A 19,956-nucleotide genomic window follows, 5' to 3' on the forward strand; every position below is an offset into this window, starting at 1 on the left:
CGTGCTCCTCGATCCTTGAGCGGTACGTCCAGGACGTACCACTCAAGGATCGAAGGCCTTCCTCCCGGCCGATCAGTCCTTGGCGAGCGTGAACGAGGCCGGGAGCACCTTCGTGCCCGGCATCGTCGCCTCCACGAGGTAGGTGCCGGGATGGGCCTGGCCCGCCGGGGCGGTGGCGCACTGCGGGGCGCTGCGCCCGCGGTCCCACTCCACGGTGTGGGTGACGGTGGCGCCCGCGGGGACGCGCAGCAGGATCGGGTTCCCGGGGCTCGGGCAGTCCGCGGAGGACCAGACCTCGTCGTCCTGCTTGTCACTGATCGTCAGAACCGCGGCGCGGGGCCCGAAGTCGGCCTTGCAGGCGGCCTTCGAGGTGTTCTTGGCGACGAGGTGGAAGCGGGGCCTCTCCCCCGTCTCGTAGCTGACCTTGGCGCTGCGGAGCGTCAACTGCAGCGCTCCGGCAGGGCAGTTCGGGAGCGGGGAACCGGCCGGGACCTGCTGCCCCGCTCCGGTGCCCGCGCCTCCGTCGCCGCCCGCGCCGTCGGTGTCGCCGTTCTTGCCGCCGCCGTCGGTTCCGGCGGCCGTACCCGCGTCCGTACCTGCATCGGTGCCCGATCCCGGATCCGTACCGGAGCCGCCCGGGCCGCCGTCGCCGCCGGTGGTGTCACCACTGTCGCCGGAGTCGCCCGACTCGTCGCGTCCGCCGGGCTGTTGGCTGATCGCCTCCCCGGTGCCCGAGGGGCCCGGGGTGATGGAGGGAGGGGTGGGAGAGGCGCCGTTGGACCCGTCGTTCGTCTTCTTCCCACCCCCGTCACCGGAGGTGACGGCCCAGACGGCGAGGAGCGCGAGAAGCGCCACCAGGCACGCCGCCACCGCCCTCCGTCGCCAGTAGATGGTGGAGGGAAGCGGCCCGACCGGATTGCGCAAAGATCCCACGACCCGAACCTTACGAGAGATCCGGGCCAACTCCCGCCCCACCCGCCGCCCGAGACATCAAGTTTTGCCGATGATCACATCCGTCGGTTCCGGGAACTTTTCCGGAACGGTGCTCCGGAGCTCGCGCGCCCCCGCCCGAAACCGGCGGGAACCGGAGCGAATCGCGAGAACCCCCACTTTCGTCGGGGGTCGTTCTGGCCGTTGGCCCGGGGCGACGGACTCCGGATTCCGGTTAGCGTCTTTCACCATGAACACCCTCCTCGACCTCTCCGACCGGCTCTATCTCGATGTCGCCGACTTCGCCCACGCGACCCCCCACTGGTTCCAGTGGCTCGCCGAGGTCTGGACCGAGGCCGGACTGCTGTTGTTCGGCGCGCTGTTCCTGGCCGGCTGGTGGCGCTCCCGCGAAGGTTCGAGCCGGGCGATGGCGCTCGCGCTGCTCGCCCCGCTCGCCACGGCCTTCGGGTACGTGGTGAGCGAGTCGCTGAAGTCGCTGGTCGACGAGGACCGTCCGTGCCGTGCCGTCCTCGGGGCGCCCGACTCGCTCATCACCTGCCCGCCGTACGGCGACTGGTCCTTCCCCAGCAACCACTCGGCCATCGCCGGCGCGGCCGCGATCGCGCTCGCCCTCTCCTGGCGCGGGATCGTCTGGCTGACCGTGCCGATGGCGCTGCTCATGGCGTTCTCCCGGGTCTTCGTCGGCGTGCACTACCCGCACGACGTGACCGTCGGTCTGCTCCTCGGCGGTCTGTTCGCCTTCCTCGTCATGCGGGCGGCGGTGCGGCCGGTGGGCGCCCTGGTGGAGACGGCCCGGTCGAGCCGGAGCTCGGCCGTGGTGTGGTGCGCGGGGCGCGGACCCCGGGCTCACGCCCCCGCGCGCGCCGAGGACCCCCCGCGCGCCCGCCACGGCGCGTACTGATCGCGTCGGGGACGTGCCAGGATCGGAGGTGCCATGACTTCCATCGACGCTCCTCTCACGCCTGCCGCCTCCGCCGCCGCCGAAGCTCCGGGGGCCCTGGATGACGCCGAGGCCCTCGCGGCCTCCGCGGCCTTCGAGGCCCCCGCCCTCCCCACGCCCCCCGCCGAGCTGCACGGGCCCGTCCTCGCCTGGTTCGACCGGCACGCCCGCGACCTGCCCTGGCGCCACCCCGAGGCCGGGGCCTGGGGTGTCATGGTCAGCGAGTTCATGCTCCAGCAGACGCCCGTCGTCCGGGTGCTACCGGTGTACGAGCAGTGGCTCGCGCGCTGGCCGCGCCCCGCCGATCTGGCCGCCGACGCCCCCGGTGAGGCGGTCCGCGCCTGGGGCCGGCTCGGTTATCCGCGCCGGGCCCTGCGGCTGCACGCGGCGGCCGTGGCCATAAAGGAACGGCACGGCGGCGACGTACCGAGCGATCACGGGCAGCTGCTCGCGCTGCCCGGCATCGGCGAGTACACGGCGGCCGCGGTGGCCTCCTTCGCGTACGGGCAGCGGCACGCCGTCCTGGACACCAATGTGCGCCGGGTCTTCGCGCGGGCGGCGACAGGTGTCCAGTACCCGCCGAACGCGACGACGGCCGCGGAGCGGCGGCTCGCCCGCGCGCTGCTGCCGGCGGACGAGGCGACGGCCTCCCGCTGGGCCGCCGCCTCGATGGAACTGGGCGCGCTCGTCTGCACGGCGAGGAACGAGGACTGCGGGCGCTGCCCGATCTCCGGGCAGTGCGCCTGGCGGCTCTCGGGGAAGCCCGCGCACGACGGCCCGCCGCGCCGCGGCCAGACGTACGCCGGGACCGACCGGCAGGTCCGGGGCCGGCTCCTGGCGGTGCTGCGGGAGTCGACCGAACCGGTGGCACAGGCGGTCCTGGACAAGGTCTGGGACGAGCCGGTGCAGCGGGCCAGGGCCCTGGACGGCCTGGTCGCCGACGGCCTGGTCGAACCGCTGGACGACGGGCGCTACCGGCTGCCCGTGGCCTGAGCCGGACGCCCGCCCGCCCCTCATCCCGCTGTTACACAACCGATGGGTAGCCGTGCGTCCACCGACGGCTGCCCCGCACAGCCCCGTGACAACCGCTCCGTAGCGTCATCGACGACACGAGGAACGAAGCAGGTCACGGGGTTCGGAGGCGGTTCGGATGAGGCATGGCGAGGTGCTCGATTTCGAGGAGTACGTACGCACGCGGCAGGACGCGCTGCTGCGCAGCGCACGTCGTCTCGTGGCCGACCCCGTCGACGCCCAGGACCTCCTGCAGACGGCCCTCGCCCGTACGTACGGCCGCTGGGACGGCATCGCCGACAAGTCCCTGGCCGACGCCTACCTCCGCCGGGTCATGATCAACACCCGGACCGAGTGGTGGCGCTCCCGCAAGCTCGAAGAGGTGCCCACCGAGCAGCTGCCCGACGCCTGCGTCGACGACCCGACCGAGCAGCACGCCGACCGGGCCCTCCTCATGGACATCCTGAAGGTCCTCGCGCCGAAGCAGCGCAGCGTCGTCGTCCTGCGGCACTGGGAACAGATGAGCACCGAGGAGACGGCGGCGGCGCTCGGCATGTCGACCGGTACGGTGAAGTCGACGCTCCACCGGGCGCTCGCCCGGCTCCGCCAGGAGCTGGAGAGCCGTGATCTCGACGCCCGCGCCCTGGGGCGGACCGGAGAGCGGACGACCGTACGAGGCGACGAGCGGGGGCGGGAGCGGTGCGCGGCCTAGACGGCGAAGCCGACAGAAGACACGACGGCGAAGGCGGCATCGACAGCGGTGGCGGCCCCGGCGGCGACGACCGGTACGGAACCGGGCGGCGCCGCCGGCGCCGTACCGCCAAGGCGGCGAGCATCACGGCGACGGCCGGGCTCGTCGCCGTCGGGCTGTCCATGGCCGCCTGCTCCACCGGCGGCACCGGCTCCCGGGACGAGGGCGCGGCCGCCACCAGGGACGTGGCCGCGGCGGCGCCCACCCCCTCGCCCTCGGCCGACGGCGACCTCCGGTCCGCCGAGCGGGTCGATCCGATCGAGCTGCTGAAGGCCGATCCGAAGATCGAGGAGCGGTTCAAGACCGATCTGAAGCCCTGCGTCGCGGACGCGTACCCGGTGGACGCCTCGTACGGGAACCTCACGAACGCGCCCGCGCCCGACGTCGTCGTCAACGTGATGACCTGTGGTGATGCCGTCGGCATCGGCACGTACGTCTACCGCCGGCAGAGCGACAAGTACGAGAACGTGTTCATGGCGGAGGACGCCGCCGTCTACGCCACGATCGACCGGGGCGAGCTCGTCGTCACCAAGCAGGTGTACGCGAAGGGCGACCCGGTCGCGTACCCCTCGGGCGAGGACGTGATCACGTACCGCTGGTCGGGGAACAGGTTCACCCAGCACGACTGGGTGCACAACGACTACAGCCGGGCCGTCGGCGACGGCGAGGTCGTCGAGCCCGCGCCGAGCGAGCCCCCCGCCAACTGAGCCGTACACCCCCACCCGCAGAGAGATCCGAAGGGCACGCACGATGGCCGAAACCCATGTCCTGTTCGTCGAGGACGACGACGTCATCCGGGAGGCCACCCAGCTCGCCCTCGAGCGGGACGGCTTCCGGGTCACCGCCATGCCCGACGGACTCTCCGGCCTGGACGCCTTCCGGGCGCAGCGGCCGGACATCGCCCTGCTCGACGTGATGCTGCCGGGCATGGACGGGGTCAGCCTCTGCCGCCGGATCCGCGACGAGTCGACGGTGCCGGTGATCATGCTGTCGGCGCGCGCCGACTCGATCGACGTCGTCCTCGGTCTGGAGGCCGGGGCCGACGACTACGTCACCAAGCCCTTCGACGGCTCCGTGCTCATGGCCCGGATCCGCGCCGTCCTCCGCCGCTTCGGGCACGCGGGCGGTCCCGGCGCCGGCGAACGCGGGGAGGAGGGGCCGGACGGCGGCGGACTCCTCGCCTTCGGCGATCTGGAGGTCGACACCGACGGCATGGAGGTCCGCAAGGGCGGGACCCCGGTCGGGCTCACGCCGACCGAGATGCGGCTGCTCCTGGAGTTCTCGTCGGCGCCGGGCACCGTGCTGTCCCGGGACAAGCTCCTGGAGCGGGTCTGGGACTACGGCTGGGGCGGCGACACCCGGGTCGTGGACGTCCACGTCCAGCGGCTGCGCGCCAAGATCGGCCAGGACAGGATCGAGACGGTCCGCGGCTTCGGCTACAAGCTCAAGAGCTAGGGCGGCATGATCCACACGACACCCCCCGAGACGGGCACGTACCGGTGAAGCCGTTCCCCCTCCGTACCGGCGTCCGCTGGAAGATCGCCGTGGCCATCGCGGCGGTCGGCGCGCTGATCGCGGTCACCCTGAGCATCGTCGTGCACAACGCCGCCCGGATCTCGATGCTCGACAACGCGCGCGAGGTGCAGATGGAGCGGTTGCTCTTCGCGCAGCGGATGTACGAGACGTCGAAGCCGAAGGAGCCGCGCTTCGGCACCAAGATCAACGACCCGTCGCTGCCCAGCCAGCTCGACCAGCTGATGCGGGACAAGCGGCGCGGTACGTACGTGCAGGAGCACCGGCACGGCGGGCCGCCCGACGTGTGGGCGGCGGTGCCGCTCGCCAACGGCGACGTGCTCTCGCTGCACATCCCCTTCGCCGACCGCAGCGCGACGATCATGAACGATCTGGACCGTGCCCTCGTCATCGGCTCGGTCTCGGTGGTCTTCGGCGGCTGCGCCCTCGGCGTGCTCATCGGCGGCCAGCTCTCACGGCGGCTGCGGAAGGCCGCCGTCGCGGCCGGACGGGTCGCCCAGGGGAACACGGACGTCCGGGTCAGGGAGGCCGTCGGCGGGGTCGTACGGGACGAGACCGACGACCTGGCGTGGGCGGTCGACGCCCTCACCGACGCCCTCAACGAGCGGATCGAGGCCGAGCGCCGGGTCACCGCGGACATCGCGCACGAGCTGCGCACCCCGGTGACCGGGCTGCTCACGGCGGCCGAGCTGCTGCCGCCGGGGCGTCCGACCGAGCTCGTACGGGACCGGGCGCAGGCGATGCGGACGCTGGTCGAGGACGTGCTGGAGGTGGCCCGGCTCGACAGTGCGTCGGAGCGGGCGGAGCTCCAGGAGATCGCGCTCGGGGAGTTCGTGGAACGGCGGGTGCGGGCGCTCGATCCCGAGGTGGTCGTCCGGGTCGTCCACGACTCCTGGGTGAACACCGACCCGCGGCGCCTGGAGCGCGTCCTCGGCAACCTCCTCGCGAACGCCGCCAAGCACGGCAAGCCGCCGGTGGAGGTCACCGTCGAGGGCCGCGTCGTGCGGGTCCGCGACCACGGTCCCGGTTTCCCCGAGGCGCTGCTCAAGGAGGGCCCGAGCCGGTTCCGTACGGGGACGAGCGACCGCGCGGGCCAGGGCCACGGCCTGGGCCTGACGATCGCGTCCGGCCAGGCGCGGGTCCTGGGCGCGCGGCTGACCTTCCGGAACGTGGCCTCCGAGGCGGCGCCGAACGGAGTGGGCGGGGCGATCGCGGTGCTGTGGCTGCCGGACCACGCGCCGACGAACACGGGCAGCTTCCCGATCCTGCGGCCGGCCGACTGAGCCTTCGTACTGCTACGGCGGTGGGGCCGGCCCTGACACGGGACCGGCCCCACCGCCGTACGCACGCACCTCTCACGGGGTGATCAGACCGTCTCGGCGACCTTCACCTCGCCGTCGCCCTCGGCGGCCTTCGGGGCCGTCGCCGGACCGGCGCCGCGGAGCGCCACCTCCTTGACGAAGAAGGCGAGGCCCAGGCCGAGGACGGCGACCGCGGCGGCGACCAGGAAGGCCCCGTGCGTGCCCGTCGCGACCGCGTGCTGGTAGGCCTCCCGGAGCGCCTCCGGCAGCTTGGCCAGGCCGGCCGCGTCGAGCTGGGCCGTCCCCTCGGCGAGGCCGGATCCGCCGCCCGCCGCCATCTCGTCCTGGACGCGGCTCGTGAAGAGCGCGCCCATGATCGCGACGCCGAAGGAGGAGCCGAGCGTCCGGAAGAGGGTGGTGGAGGACGAGGCGACGCCCATGTCCTTCATCTCGACGCTGTTCTGGGCGACCAGCATGGTGATCTGCATCAGGAAGCCCATGCCGGCGCCGAGGACCGCCATGTAGACACCGGAGATCAGCCGCGAGGTGTCGGTGTCCATCGTGGAGAGCAGGAAGAGACCGACGGTCATGAGCGCGCCGCCCGCGATCGGGAAGATCTTGTACTTGCCGGTGCTGGTGGTGAGGCGGCCGACGACCAGCGAGACGACCATCATCGCCAGCAGCATCGGCAGGAGGAGCAGGCCGGAGTTGGTTGCCGAGGCGCCCTGGACGGACTGCTGGAAGATCGGCAGGTAGAGGACCGCGCCGAACATCACGAAGCCGGTGATGAAGCCGATCAGGGACATCAGCGTGAAGTTGCGGCTGCGGAAGATGTGCAGCGGCATGATCGGGTCGCTCGCGCGGGTCTCCACCCGGAGGAAGGCGGCGAGCGAGAGCGCTCCGCCGACCGCCAGGCCGACGATGGTGGCCGAGCCCCAGGCGTACTCCGTACCGCCCCAGGTGGTGACCAGGACGATCGCGGTGATGCCGACGGTCAGCAGTGCGGCGCCGAGGAAGTCGATCCGGGTGCCCGTGGCGCGCTTCTTCTTCGGCAGGTGCAGAACGGTGGTGACCATGGCGAGGGCGACGGCGCCGAGCGGCAGGTTGATGTAGAAGGACCAGCGCCAGCCCCAGTGGTCGGTGATGGTGCCGCCGACCAGCGGTCCGCCGATCATGGCGAGGGCCATCACTCCGGCCATCATGCCCTGGTACTTGCCCCGCTCGCGGGGCGGGATGAGGTCGCCGATGATCGCCATCACACCGACCATGAGGCCGCCGGCGCCGAGGCCCTGGATCGTACGGAAGCCGATGAGCTGGCCCATGTCCTGGGCCATGCCGCTGAGCGCCGAACCGATCAGGAAGATCACGATCGAGGTGAGGAAGACGCCCTTGCGGCCGAACATGTCGCCGACCTTGCCCCACAGGGGGGTCGAGGCGGCGGTGGCCAGGGTGTAGGCGGTGACGACCCAGGAGAGGTGCTCCAGGCCGCCGAGCTCGCCGACGATGGTCGGCATCGCGGTGCCGATGATCATGTTGTCCAGCATCGCGAGGAGCATCGCGATCATCAGGGCGAGCAGGACGACGCGGACGCTGCGCGGCTGCGGTCCCGTCTCCCCCTGTGCCGGTGTCGCTGTGGCTTGCGTCGTCATCTTCATCCCTTACTTGCCGCCCGGCTAGTTACTACACTGGGGACGGTAGACCCGTAACTTGCCGGTCGTCAAGTAAGTTCTTTGGAAAATGGAGGGCAGTCATGGCCCGAGGCAACACCCGCCAGCGCATCCAGGACGAGGCCCTCGATCTCTTCGCCGAGCAGGGCTACGAGAAGACCTCACTGCGCGAGATCGCGGAACGCCTCGACGTCACGAAGGCGGCGCTCTACTACCACTTCAAGACCAAGGAAGACATCCTCATCGGGATCTTCGAGGACCTGACCCGGCCCATGGACGACCTGATCACCTGGGCCCAGGAGCAGCCCCGGACCCTGGAGACCCGGCAGGAGGTGCTGCGCCGCTACCAGGAGGCACTGCGCGCGGCGGCCCCGCTCTTCCGCTTCATGCAGGAGAACCAGGCGACGGTCCGCGAGCTGAGCGTCGGCCTCACCTTCAAGGAGCGGATGCTCGCGCTGACCGGGCTGATCCAGGAGCCGGACTTCGCGATGGTGGACCAGGTGCGCTGCGTCAGCGCGATCTTCACGCTGCACGCGGGCACGTTCTTCATGCAGAACCTCGAGGGCGACCCCGAGGAGAAGCACAGGGCCACCCTCGAGGTCGCCCTCGATCTGCTCAATCAGGCCCACCGGGCCTCATGAGGTCTGTTCGTACGGCTCAGATGGAGACGCCGTGGGACCGCAGGAAGGCGGCCGGGTTCACGGCGGAGCCGTAGTTCGGGGTCGTACGGATCTCGAAGTGCAGGTGGGGGCCGGAGGAGTTGCCGGTGTTGCCCGAGAGGGCGATCTGCTGACCGGCGAGGACCTTCTGGCCGATGTGCACCTTGATCTTCGACAGGTGGGCGTACTGCGAGTACGTGCCGTTGGCGTGCTTGACGACGATCGCGTTGCCGTACGCGGGGCCGTCGCCGCCGCCGTTCGGGCCGGCCTTCACGACGGTGCCGGTGCCCGCGGCCTTGACCGGGGTGCCGACCGGAACGGCGAAGTCCTGGCCGGAGTGCTTGTGGGCCCACATGGCGCCGCCCTGGTTGTAGCTGGCGGTCAGCGTGTACGCGGCGACCGGCTTGACCCAGGACGGGGCCTTCTTGGCGGCGACCGGCTTCACGGTGACGGCCTTCTTGACCGCGGCGGCCTTCTTGACGGCCGTGGCCTTCGCGGCGGCGGCCTTCACCTGGGCGGCGACGTGCGCCTGGGCGTCGGCCTGAGCGGCGACGGCGGCGGACGTGGTGACCGCGACCGGCGCGGTGACGGCCTTGCCCTCGGCGGCGAAGGCGGACCCAGCTCCGGTCACCATCGTCGCCCCCAGGCCGGCGGCGGCAAGAGCGACGACGGTGACACGGGCGGCGGGGTTCATGCGCTTCGACATACGGGGGAAACCTCCGGGAAGTACGGGACCCGACGCGAACGGTGCTCTGCGTCGGGCTTGCTCATCCTTGGTAACCCGGACCCCCAGCCATCCCAAAACACCCCATCTACGACATCGGGTCGTAGCGATCTCCGGGGAAGTTCAGCTCTTGACGCCCCTCGGGGCCGCCTTCGAAATCGGACATACCGGCACAAGAGAACCGGTTTATCCGCATGTCACGGAGACCGGAACCGCGCAAAACGCCGTCTGGCGTCCGGTTCGGGACCCTCGGGGACCAAAGTCCTGGCGGTTCACTCCTGAACGTCCCGAATCGACACCAAAGGTCGCCACTATTCCGGTTAGTACCCCTCAAAACCCCTGTGCGCCTTGTCACCAGGCACCGGCCGCCAATGGGACCTGGGTCACGCAACCGAGCCGTCCGGAAGGCCGTCCCGCACCACGCCGACCGCTTCGGGGACGCACGGGGGGACACCCATGGGGCCGGCACTCATCGACACGCGCCCCACCTCGGCCGCGATCGGTCCGATCCTGGTAAAACTGCAGGTCAGCGGCGATCCAGGGGTGGATCCTGGCCCCTGGCGCCCGGCTCGCCGGCGTCGTCCGCCATCGAAATCCGCATATGGGCTGACCGCCCTCCCCCTCCCCCGCTACGTTCACCGTCATGACCGACATCGAGCTCGCCGACGCCATCGAGTCCGTACGCGATCAACTCGTCGAGGCGGCCGGCCGCGCCACCGGCAAGCCCGTCACCTTCGAAGTGGGCGACATCGAGATGGAGTTCACGATCGAGCTCCGCAAGGAGGTGAAGGGCGGGGCCAAGGTCAAGGCCTGGGTCGTCGAGGCCAGCACCGACGCCTCCCGCACCCGGGGCGACACCCACCGCGTCTCCTTCACCCTCAAGCCGCGGAACGCCACGACGAACGGACCCTGGCTCGTCGGCAACGACGACGCCGGGGACACCTCCGCGTTCGGCGACACCTTCGACCACGGCTCCGAGTCCGGCTCCGCCGACGGGCCCGCGCGTTGACGATGCCCCTGCCGAGCCCCTCCGTACGCCTCCCCGTCGTCGTCCACTCCGAGCAGCACGGACAGCAGGGCAGCGGTGTCCTGCTCACCGCCGACACCGTCCTCACCTGCGCGCATGTACTGGGGAACGCCTACACGGCCTGGGTGGCCGTGCCCGGCCGTGCCGAGCGCGTCCTCTGCCAGGTGATCTGGTCGGACCAGCGGCTCGACGCCGCACTGCTCGAGGCGCCGGAGAGCCTGGTCCTGCCCCGCGGCGACCAGTACCGGGCCAGAATCAGCCTGCTCGCCACCGACCGGCCCGTGCCCGACTGCGAGATCCTCGGCTACCCGCGGGTGCAGCGGTACGGCAACGGGCACGTCGAGAGCGATCAGTACCGGGGCACGCTCCTCCCCGTCGCCGGACTCGTCCGGCGCACGATGGTCGTCGAGCTCGACGCGCCCCCGGCCACCGAACCCGCCGACGGGAGCTCGCCCCTCGCCGGTCTCTCGGGCGGGCCCGTCGTCGCGGGCGACGGGCTGCTCGGCATCGTCCGGGAGATCCCGCGCGGTCGCGGCCACCGGCGGGTCGAGTGCGTTCCCCTGCGCGCCATCGCCGCCGACGCCCACTTCCTCGTGGCCTTCACGCAGGCCACCGGTCGGGGCTTCCCCTCGCTCACCGCCCTCACCCGGCACAGCTCGGCCGACTCCCCGTACGAGCAGGAGTACGGGGAGGCCATCGGCGCCGCCTACCGCCGCACGCGAGTCTTCGGCCTCGACGAGCTCGGCAGACGCGCGGCCGAGTGGGACCTGGACACCGCATATCTGTCCCTGGAGGCCGCGTCGAAGGACCATGACACGACGCCCGTCCCCCGCCCCCGCCGTGTCGACGAACTCCTCGCCTCCCGCCCCCGTGTCCTCCTCCGCGGTGACGCGGGCGCCGGCAAGACCACCCTGGTCTGGTGGCTCGCCGCCCACGCGGCCGCCGGGACCCTCGGCCCGCAACTCGCCGAGCTGAACGGCCTCGTCCCCCTGGTCGTCCCGCTCCGGACACTCCGGGGTCGCGGCTCCAGGTTCCCCTCGCCGGCCGAGCTCCCCGGAACGGCCGGCCTGATGGTCGACTCCCCGCCCGACGGCTGGGCCGGTCGGGTCCTGTCCGGCGGACGGGCACTGCTGCTGGTCGACGGCCTCGACGAGGTGTCCCCGGAGGACCGGGAGGCGGCACACGCCTGGCTCTCGGGGCTCCTCGCCCGCTTCCCCCTGACCCGCTGCGTGGCGACCGTGCGGCCGCTCGCCGTGGGGCCCGAGTGGCTGGCCGGCGAAGGCTTCGAGGAGCTGACCCTCCTGCCCATGCGCGACCAGGACATCCAGGCCTTCGTCACCGCCTGGCACGATGCCGCCCGCCTCGACGGCGAGGACCCTGAGGCGCTGACCGGCCTCGAACAGGATCTGCTCCAGCAGTTCCGGCACAACCCGACGCTCTCCGACCTGGCCCGCACCCCGCTCCTCTGCGCGGTCATCTGCGCGCTCCACCGGTTACGGGACGGCTTCCTGCCGGAGACCCGCTGGGCGCTGTACGACTCCGCCCTGCAGATGCTCCTCGGCGCCCGCGACGACCGGCGCCGGATCGACGCCCCCGACGGCATCCGGATGTCGGTGGAGGAGCACCGGCAGCTCCTCCAGCGGCTGGCGGCCTGGCTGGTCCGGACCGGCCAGACGGAGTTCACCCGGGAACAGGCGCTGCACCGGCTGAACCGCGCACTGCCAGGGATGCCGCAGGTCGCCGCACAGGGGACACCCGAAGAGATCCTCACCCACCTGCTCAACCGCAGCGGCCTGCTCCAGGAGCGGACGGACGACGTCTTCCAGTTCGCACACCGCACGTTCCAGGACTTCCTCGCGGCGAAGGAGTGCGTGGAGGACGACCTCGTGGCGGAGCTCCTGCGCCACGCGTGGGAGGAGCAGTGGCACGACGTCCTCCTGCTCGCGGCCGGCCACTGCTCGCGCCGTGAGCTGCCCGTCCTCGTCGAGGGTCTGCTCGCGGCGGCGGGCTCGACCACCTCGGACCGGGACCTGAGAACCACGCTGTACGTGCTGGCGGCGCTGTGCGCCCAGCACGCGGCGTGGCTGTCCGAACCCGTTCGCGACCGCGTACGGGACGGGGTGGCGTCGGTGCTGCCGCCACGGAGTCCGGAGCAGGTGTCCGAGCTGGCCCGGCTCGGCCCGTACGTGCTGCCGCTGCTGCCCGGCCCCCACCCGGACGGCCGGTTCGACGAGAACGTGATCGAGGTGATCTGCGCGGTCGGAGGCGCGGAGGCCGTCCCGTACGCCCGCGGTTTCGTCCCTTCGCAGTTTGACTACCGGCTGGCCTTCCACTGGCGTTCCTTCCCCCTCGCGGACTACGCACGCGAGGTCCTGGCCCACCTCGACTTCGCCACGACCCCTCTGCCCGTCTCGACCCGGGCGGAACTCGCCCACCTGGACCTGCTCGGCCGCGTCGCACACGTGGGCTTCTTCGGCGACTTCACCGGCGAGGATCTCGCCCGGGCCATCGACTGTGTGCGTCCCGACCGGGTCGAGATCTTCAGCAGCACGGTTCTGGACGGCGTGGAATGGCTCCGGGACTGCTCGGTGAGGCCCCGGAGCCTCACCGTCAAGGACTGCCCCGGCGTGACCAGTCTGCTCCCGCTCACCGAGCTGGAGGGCCTCGAGGTCATCCAGCTCCAGGAACTTGCCCTGCGGCCCAACGACGTGCGCGCCCTCGTCGCCATGCCGGGGCTGCGGATCCTCAGCCTCCCGGCCGTCCCGACCGGCCGGCCTGGCGCGCTCGACCTGGCGACCCTGCGGGCCTCGCGGCCCGACCTCGACCTCCGGACCCTCTGAGGAACGCGCAAAGGGGCGGCCCCGGAACCAGTAGGTTCCGGGGCCGCCCCTTGTGCTCAGGCGGTGAGCCTTACGCGTCCTTGGACAGGTTCGGGCCCGTGCCGCCCGTCGCCTCGATCGGCGGGGCGTCCGGCAGAGCCGTCTTCTCCTCGCCGCGGAAGGTGAAGGTGCGCTCGTCGCCCTCGCCCTCCGTGTCCACGACCACGATGTGACCGGGGCGCAGCTCGCCGAAGAGGATCTTCTCCGAGAGCGAGTCCTCGATCTCGCGCTGGATCGTCCGGCGCAGCGGCCGGGCGCCCATCACGGGGTCGTAGCCCTTCTTGGCGAGCAGCTCCTTCGCGGACTGGGAGAGCTCGATGCCCATGTCCCGGTCCTTGAGGCGCTCGTCGACGCGGCCGATCATCAGGTCGACGATCTGGAGGATGTCGTCCTGCGTCAGCTGCGGGAAGACGATGATGTCGTCCACACGGTTGAGGAACTCCGGGCGGAAGTGCTGCTTCAGCTCGTCGCTGACCTTGGCCTTCATCCGCTCGTAGTTGGACTTCGTGTCGCCCTGGGCGGCGAAGCCCAGGTTGAAGCCCTTCGAGATGTCCCTGGTCCCGAGGTTGGTGGTCATGATGATGACCGTGTTCTTGAAGTCCACGACCCGGCCCTGGGAGTCGGTCAGGCGACCGTCCTCCAGGATCTGGAGAAGGGAATTGAAGATATCGGGGTGGGCCTTCTCGACCTCGTCGAAGAGGACGACGGAGAACGGCTTGCGGCGCACCTTCTCGGTGAGCTGGCCGCCCTCTTCGTAGCCGACGTATCCGGGCGGCGAACCGAAGAGACGCGAAACCGTGTGCTTCTCGCTGAACTCCGACATGTCGAGGGAGATCATCGCGTCCTCGTCGCCGAAGAGGAATTCGGCGAGCGCCTTCGAAAGCTCGGTCTTACCGACACCGGACGGACCGGCGAAGATGAACGAGCCACCGGGGCGCTTCGGGTCCTTCAGACCGGCACGCGTACGGCGGATGGCCCGCGAGAGGCCGATGACGGCGTCCTTCTGCCCGATGACGCGCTTGTGGAGCTCGTCCTCCATGCGGAGCAGGCGGCTGGACTCCTCCTCGGTCAGCTTGAAGACCGGGATGCCCGTGGCGGTCGCGAGGACCTCGGCGATCAGATCGCCGTCGACCTCGGCCACGACGTCCATGTCGCCGGCCTTCCACTCCTTCTCGCGCTTGGCCTTCGCGGCGAGGAGCTGCTTCTCCTTGTCACGGAGCGAGGCGGCCTTCTCGAAGTCCTGCGAGTCGATCGCGGACTCCTTGTCGCGGCGGACGCCGGCGATCTTCTCGTCGAACTCGCGGAGGTCCGGCGGCGCGGTCATCCGGCGGATGCGCATCCGGGAGCCGGCCTCGTCGATCAGGTCGATCGCCTTGTCCGGGAGGAAGCGGTCCGAGATGTACCGGTCGGCCAGGGTCGCGGCCTGGACGAGGGCCTCGTCGGTGATGGAGACCCGGTGGTGGGCCTCGTACCGGTCGCGCAGACCCTTGAGGATCTCGATGGTGTGCGGCAGCGACGGCTCGGCGACCTGGATGGGCTGGAAGCGGCGCTCGAGGGCCGCGTCCTTCTCCAGGTACTTCCGGTACTCGTCCAGCGTGGTCGCACCGATGGTCTGGAGCTCACCGCGGGCCAGCATCGGCTTGAGGATGCTGGCGGCGTCGATCGCGCCCTCGGCGGCACCCGCACCCACGAGGGTGTGGAGCTCGTCGATGAACAGGATGATGTCGCCGCGGGTGCGGATCTCCTTGAGGACCTTCTTCAGGCGCTCCTCGAAGTCACCGCGGTAGCGGGAGCCGGCGACCAGCGCGCCGAGGTCGAGGGTGTAGAGGTGCTTGTCCTTGAGGGTCTCGGGCACCTCGCCCTTGACGATGGCCTGCGCCAGGCCCTCGACGACGGCGGTCTTGCCGACGCCGGGCTCGCCGATGAGGACCGGGTTGTTCTTGGTGCGGCGGGACAGCACCTGCATGACCCGCTCGATCTCCTTCTCGCGCCCGATGACCGGGTCGAGCTTGGATTCGCGGGCCGCCTGGGTGAGGTTGCGCCCGAACTGGTCGAGGACCAGGGACGTCGAGGGGGTGCCCTCGGCAGGACCGCCGGCCGTGGCGGCTTCCTTGCCCTGGTAGCCGGAGAGCAGCTGGATGACCTGCTGCCGCACCCGGTTGAGGTCGGCGCCCAGCTTCACGAGGACCTGGGCGGCGACGCCCTCGCCCTCGCGGATCAGGCCGAGCAGGATGTGCTCGGTGCCGATGTAGTTGTGGCCGAGCTGGAGGGCCTCACGGAGCGAGAGCTCCAGGACCTTCTTGGCGCGAGGGGTGAAGGGGATGTGCCCGGACGGGGCCTGCTGCCCCTGCCCGATGATCTCCTCCACCTGCTGGCGGACCGCCTCGAGCGAAATCCCGAGGCTCTCCAGGGCCTTAGCGGCGACACCCTCACCCTCGTGGATAAGGCCCAGAAGGATGTGCTCGGTGCCGATGTAGTTGTGGTTGAGCATCCGGGCTTCTTCCTGAGCCAGGACGACAACCCGCCGCGCGCGGTCGGTGAACCTCTCGAACATCGTTAATCGCTCCTCAGAGCGGTCAGTCAGTTAGGGGTCGATCCCCTCCCTGTCCTTCCGCAGCTTAGTCCCGCAAGCGGGGACCGCTCATTCCAACTGCCGACATCCGTCCGGATCACCCCACCTTCCGCGGGGAGACCTGCTGCCGAACAGCCGACAAATGCTCCAACCCGATGGTGCGAGACGATGTTCCCGCAGGCCAAGTAGTTACCCGCGCCATCAGTACGCCGATGGCGAACGTGAGACGCCGAAGCCCGCGAGTCGCCCCTCTCCACTAGGAATGTCTTACCCGTAAGGACGGACACTCCATGCGGCGCACCCCGGTTCCCTCCGCTACCAGCGAACACCCTTGCGCTGCCGAATGCACTCGTACGCCCCATCACGGACACCTTGTGCGTTCGGAGGGGGACCGTGCGTCACCGGGAACGGGGAGCCGGGCGGCCGTCGCGCCCTCTCGGGCGTAACCAACGCACCTCTCCGGGAGTTCCCCGGGCATGCCCTTCACCGTCCCGCTTCCCCGTACGCCGATCGACGGCGGTCTCGCACGGTGGTACGAGCACGAGCTCGGCTGGGCGACGGTGGTCGGCCCGCCGGTGCAGCTGGTCACGGGGCTGCGCTTCGACGTCCTGGAGCTGCCCGCCGCCGCCGGCCGCGGTGTACTGCGCAGGATGGGTCCGGCGACGGGTCCGGTGGCTCTGCTGGGGCGCCGGATGCGGTTGCTCGTGGCCGCGGGGAGCGCGGAGGAGCTGCCGGGACTGCTCGACTGGCTCGAGTGGGGCGGGATCTCGCTGGATCTCGCCGCGCTGGGCACCGACGGCCGGATGACCGCGCCCCTTCCCCCGGGGCGGGGCGGATCCGGCGCGCCGGGCGCCGCCGTGTGGCTGCGGGCCCCGGCACCGGGCCGCGAGGTCGAGTCCTCGCTGCCGGCGCTGCGGTCCGCGCCGTGGGGCGATGGGACCGCCCCGTGCCTGGTGCGCCTCGTGGCCGCCGCCGCCGCGGAGTGCCACCGGGTGCGGCTGCTGAGTGCCCGGGCCCGGGGGCCGGTGGCTCAGCAGCTGTCGCCTCAGCGGTTCGCGTCCTCGTAGGCAGCCTTGATGTCGGCGGGAACGCGACCGCGGTCGTTCACGTTCATGCCGTTCTCCTTGGCCCACGCGCGGATCTTCGCGGTGTCCTGGCTACCCGTCGCCACGGCGCGGCCCTTGCCGCGTCCACCGGTGGTGCGACCACCGGTACGACGGCCACTCGTGGTGTACGGCTCGAGCAGGCCACGGAGCTTTTCCGCGTTGGCGGTGGTGAGGTCGATCTCGTAGGTCTTGCCGTCCAGCGCGAACGTCACGGTCTCGTCCGCCTCGACGCCGTCGAGGTCGTCGACAAGAAGGACCTGAACCTTCTGTGCCACCGGATTTCCTTTCATCGAAAATGCAGTACGCGGAAAGGAAACCGCTTTTCCCGGAAAAACACAAACCCCTGGCAGAGGTTCAGAACCCTGGCAACGCGGGAAACGTGCGCGATTCGGACATAGGGTTCCGTCGGGGTTCCCCGCGGGCTTCCGTCCGGCGTTCCACGGGGTTCCCCGGCGTTCCGTGTCACAGGTGCAGAAGCATCCGGCTGTTGCCCAAGGTGTTCGGCTTCACTCGTTCGAGACCGAGGAACTCGGCGACTCCCTCGTCATAGGAACGGAGGAGCTCGCTGTAGACATCTCCGTCGACCGGGGTCTCGCCGATCTCGACGAAGCCGTGCTTCGCGAAGAAGTCGACTTCGAAGGTCAGGCAGAATACCCGCCGCACCCCGAGCCATCGGGCCGTGTGCAACAACTTGTCCAGCACCTGATGTCCTACGCCGGCGCCCTTGAAGTCGGGATCGACGGCGAGAGTACGGACTTCCGCGAGGTCTTCCCACATCACATGGAGAGCGCCGCAGCCGACGACGGTGGCGTCCTCGTCGCGTTCCGCCACCCAGAACTCCTGGATGGCCTCGTAAAGGGTGACGGTCGCCTTGTCGAGCAGGATCCCGCGCTGGACGAAGGGATCGACGAGACGGCGGACCGCGGCGACATCTCCGGTACGCGCCCTGCGTACGGTGACGGCTTTGGCGGAGGCCGCGGAGGCGGCCGGGGAAGCGGACGGCGACATGGGGGGGACGCTATCGCCCCCGGGGCGCGGTTATCGCTCCTGGGCCCCGGTTCCCCCGGTTCCTCCGGCCCTCCCGGTTCCCTCTTCGGGCGCGGCGGGGGCGGGGTCGGGAAGCGGGTTGTCGCGCTGGACGATACGGATGGCGTCGTTCAGGGCCTCGCGCTGGTCCTGCGACATCATCCCGAAGAAGGCGACGAGGGCGGCGGCGGGGTTGTCGCTCTGGGCCCATCCCTCGTTCATCAGCGCGGCCGCGTATGCGGCGCGGGTGGAGACGGCCGTATATCGATAGGCACGGCCTTCGACTTCTCTGCGGACCCAGCCCTTCTGATGGAGATTGTCCATGACCGTCATGACGGTGGTGTAGGCGATGGACCGTTCCTGCTGAAGGTCCTCGAGAACTTCCCGGACGGTCACCGGACGGTTCCATTGCCAGACGCGCGTCATGACGGCGTCTTCGAGCTCTCCCAATGGACGGGGCACAACGTCACTTTAGTGCGCAAAGAGTCAATAACGGGCCATTGAGGGAAGGAAACGCAACAAAAAGGACGTACGACCTCGAAGGGTCGTACGTCCCGGGTACCGCGGTGGTCCGTTGTGGTCCGTGGTCCGTGTCGGACCTCAGTCCCTGCTGCCGTTGTCCGCCGACTGACGCACAGCCTCGGCGCGGGCGATCGCGGCGTCCACGATCGCGTCTTCCTTGGCCTTGTTCGGCCCGCCCTGGCTCTTGATGATGATGGCGACGACAGCGAAGAAGAAGACGGCCATCACGATGGGCGGCACGAGCGCGGATACGTAGTCCATGGCGCCCAGACTAGCTATCCGGCGACCCGCTCCTCGGGCGGGGGCGGGGGTACGGGCCTCCGGCGTGGCGGGAAGACCTCGGACGGCTTGGGCACCGGACGCTCGGCCGGAGGCGGCGGCGTCGGCTTGGGCTCGCCGGCCGCCGCGCGCCCGCCGGGGAGGGCGAGCAGCCGGGCCCTGGGGGCCGAGGTGGCGGCCGCGGGGGTGGTGGTGGCCTGGGAGACCCGGGCCAGGCGCGCCCGTACCGAGCGCTCGGCGAGGGTCTGGCAGCGGGCGAGCAGTGCGGCGGCCGCGGGATTGCGGCGCAGCGCGCGCAGCGCGGCGAGGTCGTCGGCCGCGGGGTCGTACCCGGCGGCGAGGGCGTCCTGGAGGAGCTCCAGATAGCCGCCGAGCGACCCGGGCAGCGCCTCGCGGTAGCGGGTCAGGTCGTCGAGGAGGAAGGCGCGCAGTCGGCCGGCCTCGCGCACGGCCTCGTCCACGGATTCGGCCAGGAGCAGCGCGTCCTGGACGTCCTCGTCCTGGAGGGGGGCGGGGTGGAGGGCGACGGCGAGGGCACGGCGGAGCACACGCAGCTCGTCCGCGCTGAACGCCATGCCGCCGCGGGATCCGTATGGCGTGGGCATGGGCCGACGATACGCGCTAATCGGACAATTTTCTCTTAGCGATCATCCCGGCGCGCCGATGGCGGCCGGAGCGGGAGCCGGGGCCGGGGGCCAGCGGGCGGGCCAGGGCACGGGAGCTGGGGCCGGGGGCAGCGGGCCAGCGGGCCAGCGGCCAACGGGCCAACGGGCCAACGGGCCAACGGCACGGGAGTCGGGACCGGGGCCGGAATGCCAGCGGGCCAGGGCACGGGAGCGGGAGCGGGCGCCGGCGGGGCCGGAGACCGGGAACAGGCGCCGGCAGGGCCGGAGACCGGGAGCAGGGGCCGGCAGGGCCGGAGACCGGGAGCAGGGGCCGGCGGGGCCGGAGACCGGGAGCAGGGGCCGGCGGGGCCGGAGACCGGGAGCAGGGGCCGGCGGGGCCGGA

19 protein-coding genes are annotated in these 19,956 nt (G+C 71.0%); 10 read left to right on the forward strand and 9 right to left on the reverse strand.

Features of this window, described 5'->3' with window-relative positions; genetic code table 11:
• Positions 1 to 72: 72 nt before the first annotated feature.
• Positions 73 to 933 (reverse strand): hypothetical protein, encoded by an 861-nt coding sequence (locus E0F75_RS06960; RefSeq protein WP_187621642.1) that lies wholly within the window; start codon positions 931 to 933, stop codon positions 73 to 75.
• Between the two features lie 247 nt (positions 934 to 1,180).
• Here E0F75_RS06960 and E0F75_RS06965 point away from each other — a divergent pair, with 247 nt between their 5' ends.
• The 6 genes from E0F75_RS06965 (at position 1,181) to cseC (ending at position 6,469) form a co-directional block, all read left to right on the forward strand.
• Positions 1,181 to 1,852, forward strand: a complete 672-nt coding sequence (locus tag E0F75_RS06965) for a phosphatase PAP2 family protein (RefSeq protein WP_187621643.1) — start codon at positions 1,181 to 1,183, stop codon at positions 1,850 to 1,852.
• A 33-nt stretch (positions 1,853 to 1,885) separates the two neighbouring features.
• Positions 1,886 to 2,884 carry an A/G-specific adenine glycosylase gene (locus E0F75_RS06970; protein ID WP_229312568.1) on the forward strand — a complete coding sequence of 333 codons (999 nt, stop codon included), beginning with the start codon at positions 1,886 to 1,888 and terminating at the stop codon, positions 2,882 to 2,884.
• 157 nt (positions 2,885 to 3,041) lie between these two features.
• Positions 3,042 to 3,614, forward strand: a complete 573-nt coding sequence (locus E0F75_RS06975; RefSeq protein ID WP_055599255.1) for a SigE family RNA polymerase sigma factor — start codon at positions 3,042 to 3,044, stop codon at positions 3,612 to 3,614.
• The gene (locus tag E0F75_RS06980; RefSeq protein WP_187621644.1) at positions 3,602 to 4,360 is read left to right on the forward strand and encodes a hypothetical protein; all 759 of its coding nucleotides are present in this window, start codon (positions 3,602 to 3,604) and stop codon (positions 4,358 to 4,360) included. The genes E0F75_RS06975 and E0F75_RS06980 overlap by 13 nt, the downstream gene beginning before the upstream one ends.
• A gap of 43 nt (positions 4,361 to 4,403) precedes the next feature.
• The gene (gene cseB, locus E0F75_RS06985; RefSeq protein WP_187621645.1) at positions 4,404 to 5,108 is read left to right on the forward strand and encodes a two-component system response regulator CseB; all 705 of its coding nucleotides are present in this window, start codon (positions 4,404 to 4,406) and stop codon (positions 5,106 to 5,108) included.
• A gap of 44 nt (positions 5,109 to 5,152) precedes the next feature.
• Positions 5,153 to 6,469 carry a two-component system sensor histidine kinase CseC gene (gene cseC, locus E0F75_RS06990; RefSeq protein ID WP_187621646.1) on the forward strand — a complete coding sequence of 439 codons (1,317 nt, stop codon included), beginning with the start codon at positions 5,153 to 5,155 and terminating at the stop codon, positions 6,467 to 6,469.
• Positions 6,470 to 6,552: 83 nt separating this feature from the next.
• Here cseC and E0F75_RS06995 read toward each other — a convergent pair whose 3' ends face one another.
• Positions 6,553 to 8,136 (reverse strand): MDR family MFS transporter, encoded by a 1,584-nt coding sequence (locus tag E0F75_RS06995; RefSeq protein ID WP_187621647.1) that lies wholly within the window; start codon positions 8,134 to 8,136, stop codon positions 6,553 to 6,555.
• A gap of 101 nt (positions 8,137 to 8,237) precedes the next feature.
• Here E0F75_RS06995 and E0F75_RS07000 point away from each other — a divergent pair, with 101 nt between their 5' ends.
• Entirely contained in the window at positions 8,238 to 8,795 is a 558-nt protein-coding gene (locus tag E0F75_RS07000) for a TetR/AcrR family transcriptional regulator (protein WP_187621648.1), read from the forward strand.
• A 16-nt stretch (positions 8,796 to 8,811) separates the two neighbouring features.
• Here the strand turns inward: E0F75_RS07000 and E0F75_RS07005 are convergent, their stop codons facing one another.
• Positions 8,812 to 9,519 (reverse strand): M23 family metallopeptidase, encoded by a 708-nt coding sequence (locus E0F75_RS07005; protein ID WP_187621649.1) that lies wholly within the window; start codon positions 9,517 to 9,519, stop codon positions 8,812 to 8,814.
• Positions 9,520 to 10,180: 661 nt separating this feature from the next.
• Here E0F75_RS07005 and E0F75_RS07010 point away from each other — a divergent pair.
• Positions 10,181 to 10,546, forward strand: a complete 366-nt coding sequence (locus E0F75_RS07010; protein WP_187621650.1) for a trypco2 family protein — start codon at positions 10,181 to 10,183, stop codon at positions 10,544 to 10,546.
• Positions 10,547 to 10,548: 2 nt separating this feature from the next.
• Positions 10,549 to 13,404, forward strand: coding sequence for an NACHT domain-containing protein (locus E0F75_RS07015; protein WP_187622136.1), 2,856 nt, complete (start codon positions 10,549 to 10,551; stop codon positions 13,402 to 13,404).
• A gap of 70 nt (positions 13,405 to 13,474) precedes the next feature.
• Here E0F75_RS07015 and E0F75_RS07020 read toward each other — a convergent pair whose 3' ends face one another.
• Positions 13,475 to 15,997, reverse strand: coding sequence for an ATP-dependent Clp protease ATP-binding subunit (locus E0F75_RS07020; RefSeq protein WP_187621651.1), 2,523 nt, complete (start codon positions 15,995 to 15,997; stop codon positions 13,475 to 13,477).
• 494 nt (positions 15,998 to 16,491) lie between these two features.
• On the opposite strand from E0F75_RS07020, the gene E0F75_RS07025 reads away from it, so the two are divergent.
• Positions 16,492 to 17,082 carry an SCO3374 family protein gene (locus E0F75_RS07025; RefSeq protein ID WP_187621652.1) on the forward strand — a complete coding sequence of 197 codons (591 nt, stop codon included), beginning with the start codon at positions 16,492 to 16,494 and terminating at the stop codon, positions 17,080 to 17,082.
• Here E0F75_RS07025 and E0F75_RS07030 read toward each other — a convergent pair.
• The 5 genes from E0F75_RS07030 to E0F75_RS07050 all read right to left on the reverse strand — a co-directional run bounded on the left by E0F75_RS07030 (position 17,061) and on the right by E0F75_RS07050 (position 19,523).
• Positions 17,061 to 17,396 carry an Lsr2 family protein gene (locus E0F75_RS07030; RefSeq protein WP_030324199.1) on the reverse strand — a complete coding sequence of 112 codons (336 nt, stop codon included), beginning with the start codon at positions 17,394 to 17,396 and terminating at the stop codon, positions 17,061 to 17,063. The two genes, E0F75_RS07025 and E0F75_RS07030, sit on opposite strands and share 22 nt — an antisense overlap.
• Positions 17,397 to 17,583: 187 nt before the next feature.
• Positions 17,584 to 18,129 carry an amino-acid N-acetyltransferase gene (locus E0F75_RS07035; protein ID WP_187621653.1) on the reverse strand — a complete coding sequence of 182 codons (546 nt, stop codon included), beginning with the start codon at positions 18,127 to 18,129 and terminating at the stop codon, positions 17,584 to 17,586.
• A gap of 30 nt (positions 18,130 to 18,159) precedes the next feature.
• Positions 18,160 to 18,609: a BlaI/MecI/CopY family transcriptional regulator gene (locus tag E0F75_RS07040; protein ID WP_229312569.1), complete on the reverse strand. Its 450-nt coding sequence runs from the start codon at positions 18,607 to 18,609 to the stop codon at positions 18,160 to 18,162.
• A 138-nt stretch (positions 18,610 to 18,747) separates the two neighbouring features.
• On the reverse strand, positions 18,748 to 18,930 hold the full coding sequence (locus tag E0F75_RS07045) for a hypothetical protein (protein WP_187621654.1): 183 nt from the start codon (positions 18,928 to 18,930) through the stop codon (positions 18,748 to 18,750).
• Between the two features lie 14 nt (positions 18,931 to 18,944).
• Positions 18,945 to 19,523: a hypothetical protein gene (locus E0F75_RS07050; protein ID WP_187622137.1), complete on the reverse strand. Its 579-nt coding sequence runs from the start codon at positions 19,521 to 19,523 to the stop codon at positions 18,945 to 18,947.
• Positions 19,524 to 19,956: the final 433 nt, after the last annotated feature.

The sequence above is a fragment of the Streptomyces sp. CB02980 genome (genome assembly GCF_014451325.2).
Lineage (GTDB): Bacteria > Actinomycetota > Actinomycetes > Streptomycetales > Streptomycetaceae > Streptomyces.